At 57.1% G+C, this 4,726-nt stretch carries 3 protein-coding genes and 1 pseudogene; 3 read left to right on the top strand and 1 reads right to left on the bottom strand.

Going from position 1 to position 4,726, the window contains the following annotated elements; all coding sequences use genetic code 11:
* Positions 1-83: 83 nt before the first annotated feature.
* A pseudogene (locus ACSZO1_RS21675) lies at positions 84-752 on the top strand (MFS transporter); the annotation flags it as partial.
* Positions 753-841: 89 nt separating this feature from the next.
* On the opposite strand, the gene ACSZO1_RS21670 reads toward ACSZO1_RS21675, so the two are convergent.
* Positions 842-3,928: a beta-galactosidase gene (locus tag ACSZO1_RS21670; RefSeq protein WP_437616347.1), complete on the bottom strand. Its 3,087-nt coding sequence runs from the start codon at positions 3,926-3,928 to the stop codon at positions 842-844.
* A 277-nt stretch (positions 3,929-4,205) separates the two neighbouring features.
* Between ACSZO1_RS21670 and ACSZO1_RS21665 the strand changes: the two genes are divergently transcribed.
* Together ACSZO1_RS21665 and ACSZO1_RS21660 are read left to right on the top strand one after the other, a co-directional pair.
* Complete coding sequence (locus tag ACSZO1_RS21665; protein ID WP_437616345.1) at positions 4,206-4,367, top strand: hypothetical protein; 162 nt, start codon at positions 4,206-4,208, stop codon at positions 4,365-4,367.
* A 173-nt stretch (positions 4,368-4,540) separates the two neighbouring features.
* Positions 4,541-4,615, top strand: coding sequence for a sigma-S stabilization anti-adapter protein IraP (locus ACSZO1_RS21660; protein ID WP_437616349.1), 75 nt, complete (start codon positions 4,541-4,543; stop codon positions 4,613-4,615).
* Positions 4,616-4,726: the final 111 nt, after the last annotated feature.

Below are 4,726 nucleotides of genomic sequence, written 5' to 3'. Positions count from 1 at the left end.
CGTTTACCGCTCATGGGCACCTCTCTTTAAGTCATCTTAAATGACTCCGAGGTGTCTGTTAAACCCGTGGCGATTCATCCGGGTTGCTGATGGTGAGCTTTTTTATCACGCTGTTCCTGATTAAAGAGGGTGCGCAGCGGGTGGTGAAGAAGCAGGACAAGCTCAGCGGTCGCGAAGTGTTTCAGTCGCTCAGTAATCCGGCGCTGATGATTACGCTGTTTGTGACCACCATGGTGATTCAGTTATGTAATGGCTCCATCGGCCCGATTCTGACGCTGTTTGTGCGCGATCTCGCGCCGGATGTGCAGAATATCGCGTTTCTAAGTGGTTTTATTGCCGCGATCCCTGGCGTGGCCGCGCTGATGTCAGCATCGCGGCTGGGTAAGCTGGGGGATCGCATTGGTGCGCAGCGGGTATTGATCGCCGCGATGGCGTTTGCCGTGCTGCTGTTTATCGCCATGGCGTTTGTCACCAGTGTGACGCAGCTGGCGATTTTGCGCTTTTTGTTAGGCTTTGCCGATGGCGCAATGATGCCCGCAGTACAAACGCTGCTGGTGCGTTATTCCAGCGAGCAGGTAACCGGGCGTATTTTTGGTTATAACCAGTCGTTTATGTATCTTGGCAATGTGGTCGGGCCGCTAATGGGGGCCGGGATTTCGGCGGTGGGCGGTTTTCGCTGGGTGTTTGTTGCGACGGCGTTAGTGGTGCTGGTGAATACCTTGCAGCTGCGGCGGTTTTACCGCAAAGAGTAAGCTCAGGGGCGTCGTCTGATTGATCGAGCGCCCCTCTGTCTGATTTTGCTGCTGTTTTGTGGGAAGGGAGCGTCCAGGCTCCCTTGTTCTTACTGCTGTTTCAGCGTCACCCGATAATGATACTGCGGTGCACTCAGCAGATAATCCGGGCTGACGCTCGGGCTCCACGAGTCATCGCCGCCCACGCCCATATGATAACCATCCACGCTCAGCCAGCAGCCCGCTTCTTCACGCAGTAAGTGGCGGTGACTGGTATCGCGCAGCTGTTCCATACTGTAGCGGCTGAGTGAGAAGTGGAAGTCGCCGCTGACCTGCAGGCTGCCAGCCGTCAGTTCGCGGGTGCCGCCGCGCAGACCATTATCTCCCGGGAAAACATACGGGGTATGCAGATCCGCCAGTGGCAGCGTCCAGCGCGAGAACTGCGCAGCGCTGCGCCGGTCCGGGTAGTTTTCATGTGGCCCCAGTCCCAGCCAGCTTGCCGATGAGACGGCCTCCGCCAGCTGGAAGCGCAGGCCAATACGTGCTGGCGCAGGTACTCCCGCCGCGATCTCGACGGTCACATCCACCGTTAATTCTCCCTGTGCATTCACTTCGTAGCGTTTGCGGCTGAGGAACAGTGTCTGCTGCTGATACTGGTATGCGTGCAGCGTATCGACAATGACCGCGTTGGGCAGCGCACTGGCTTCGCACTGCAGCAGACGGGCTTCCAGCTGATACAGTCCGGCGCGCTTCCAGCGTTCTACCCAGGCATTAGGGTCGATACGGGTTGCTTCGCTGATGCCAATATCGTTATCGACTGGCGCACGGACAAACAGGTCGCTGAGTGGTGACAACAGGGTCTCTCTGTCCTGCTGCAGCCACTGGATCAGCTCACCGCTCTGACGCGAGAACTGCCAGCGCTGTTGCCCGTGGCTGACGGTGAACTGGCCGTCGTTCTGGCTCAGCTGCGGCGCACTGCTGGCCTGTGCTTCCGGCGGCAGAGCGAGGGCTGAAGGCAGCCGCCATTGCGCCCAGGCAACGCGATGGTTTTCCGGCGACCAGCTTGTGGCGCGTGGTTGCACCACCTCCAGGTTGAGCCACACTTCGCCACTGACGCTGGCCGGGGCATTCAGTTCAATGCGTTGACTGCCCTGCGGCGCGAGGTTAAGCGGTAATTCTCCGCTGGCGATGGCGGCACCGTTCTGCTCAATACGCCAGTGCAGAACTTCATTGTCGCTGTGGCGGAACAGGTATTCGCTGTTGATGGTAAACGCCAGCGGGTTATCGGCGTCAGCGCTGAACTGGAAGAATTGCTGTGCGTACTGTGCTTCATACAGCGACGGATGCGGTGTGCGGTCAGCAAACACCAGCCCGTTCATACAGAACTGGCGGTCATTCGGTTTATCGCCGAAGTCACCGCCGTAAGCCTGCCAGCGGGTGCCATCGGCATCCTGTTTGGTCAGGCTCTGATCAACCCAGTCCCAGACAAAGCCGCCCTGCAGGCGCGGGAACTGACGGAAAGCCTGCCAGTAGCGGTTAAAGCCACCAAAGCTGTTGCCCATCGCGTGGGCGTATTCGCACAGAATTAACGGGCGGGTTTCCCCTGGCATGCCGATCCACTTTTTAATCGACCATTTCGGTACGGCCGGGAAAGGCTGGTCCTGATCGACTCGGGCGTACATCGGGCAGATGATATCGGTCGCCGCGCTGTTCGCACCGCCGCCTTCGTACTGCACCGGGCGGGTCGGATCGTTGCTTTTGATCCAGCGATACAGCGCATCGTGGGTGCTGCCGTGGCCGGACTCGTTACCCAGTGACCAGATAATAATGCAGGCGTGATTGCGGTCACGCTGCACCATCCGTGTGACGCGCTCACTGAAAGCGTTAAACCACACCGGGTCATCGGACAGGCGATTCATCGGCTGCATGCCGTGGGTTTCGATATTGGCTTCGTCCACCACATATAAACCGTAGCGGTCGCATAAGCGATACCACAGTGGGTGATTAGGGTAATGCGAGCAGCGCACTGCGTTAAAGTTATACTGCTTCATCAGCTGGATATCACGCACCATGGTGGCTTCATCGATGGCCTGACCCAGTTCCGGATGGTGTTCATGACGGTTGGTGCCGCGGATCAGCAACGGTTGGCCATTCACTTTCAGCAACCCCTGTTCGATAGTCACCTGGCGGAAGCCGACGTCACAGGCTTCGGCCTCCACCAGCGTACCCGTGCTGTCCAGCAGCGAGACAACGGCGCGATACAGATGCGGCGTTTCGGCGCTCCACAGCAGCGGCTGCGCCACCGGCAGATTGAGGGTGGTGCGATCGTGATAATGACCGCGCTCATCAATCACTTCGCTGCCAAACGACTGTTGCTGGCTGGCGATGAGCTGATCACCACGCCATAAATCGACTTTTGCCTGATAGCCGGCACAGTTTTCGTTGGTCAGGTTTGCCACCACTTTGGCCTGTAAGCGTGCGGAGCTGAATTCCGGGCTGAGGTGGGTTTCCAGCTGTACGTCCAGCAGCTGCACATCGGGCTTATGCAGCAGTGTGACGTCACGGAAAATCCCGCTCATGCGCCACATATCCTGATCTTCCAGGTAGCTGCCATCGCTCCAGCGCAGCACCATTACTGCCAGACGGTTATTGCCTGGCTGTAAAAAGGTGCTGAGATCAAACTCGGCGGGCAGACGGCTGTCCTGTGAATAGCCCACCCAGTTGCCGTTACACCACAGGTAAAAGGCCGAGTTGACGCCATCAAAAATAATGCGTGTCTGTCCGCTTGTCAGCCAGTCGCTGTCGACACTGAATGTGAGCGAATAGCACCCGGTCGGGTTCTGCTGCGGTACGCTGGGCGGCGTGACCGGAATCGGGTACTGCACATTGGTATAAATCGGGCAGTCGTAGCCTGCCAGCTGCCAGTTTGATGGCACCTGGATGCTGCTGCCTTCCGGCAGATCCTGCAGTAACCAGCTCTGTGGTACGGCTTCTGGCTGACTGAAGTAACTGAAATGCCAGCTGCCATTCAGACTCTGGCGGCGCGCTGAAGGCTGGTCGTCACGCGCCTGCTGGGCATTGCGCCAGCTGGCGAATGGTGGGTGAGCCGGCAGGCGGTTGAGCTGAGTGGTGCCGGGCTGTTCCCAGTCGCGGCGGGCAATGATCTCTGACAGCGTGTGGATGGCTTCTGTTTTCATCGTACATTTCCCATGGAATGTTATGCGCTCACATTGCCTGTGATATGACCCGCCGTAAAGTGTTTCACGGGAATTCCGCGACGTGGATCGCGTTCCGTTCTCTGTGCCAGCCAGTGATCGGCTGCAGTTAACACACTCTGATTACCGGATTTTGACAGGAAAGTGTTAAGCGTAGTTACTTTGGGTAAAAAGTGGCCCTATGCAGAGTATTCCGCATTGTCGGGTGACCATGCGCCGCATACACTCGGCGCGAAATCGTCACACTGAGGTTCTATTTATGAGTCGTATTATTAAGGCAGTAACAATTGTGGCGCTGGTCACAGCACTGAGTGGTTGTCTGTTCCCACCTCCGGGTGGTGGCGGCGGCGGCGGCTGGGGTGGCCCTGGCGGCGGCGGTGGTCCTCATGGCGGTTTTATGGGTGGTCCAGGCCCACGCTAAACTGATTTATTCCCCTTCACCAGCCATGGTGAAGGGGATAGTTGCACCCGTCTGGCTGCCCAATAATAGTGCAGTTCAGCACCTCCGATGTCATCCGCAAATAGTCCGGCAAATCACTATCATTTTATTTATCCCGGTGTTAACGTCTCACTTTAACCCGCTGAGACATTCGCATGAAAAATCTCATTGCTGAATTATTGTTAAAGCTTGCTGCAAAAGAAGAAGAGTCAAAACGCGAATTCAGATAATAAGTGCAACGCTTGGTCATGTGGATGGAGGGACGGTTAGGGAAGGTGCGATTTAATCGGTGGGGTTCAGTGGAGTCCTTAGCTGTATTAGCCTTACCTTAGCTGAGCTGT

Source organism: Erwinia sp. V71 (genome assembly GCF_965644245.1).
Classification (GTDB): Bacteria; Pseudomonadota; Gammaproteobacteria; order Enterobacterales; family Enterobacteriaceae; genus Erwinia.
The sequence above is the reverse complement of the archived record's forward strand: the minus strand, read 5'-3'. Positions and strand labels throughout refer to the sequence as shown.

What these genes read in the sequence shown, in the direction of transcription:
- ACSZO1_RS21670 (WP_437616347.1), bottom strand. Translation starts at nt 3,928, where the DNA reads ATGAAAACAGAAGCCATCCACACGCTGTCAGAGATCATTGCCCGCCGC.
- ACSZO1_RS21665 (WP_437616345.1), top strand. Translation starts at nt 4,206, where the DNA reads ATGAGTCGTATTATTAAGGCAGTAACAATTGTGGCGCTGGTCACAGCA.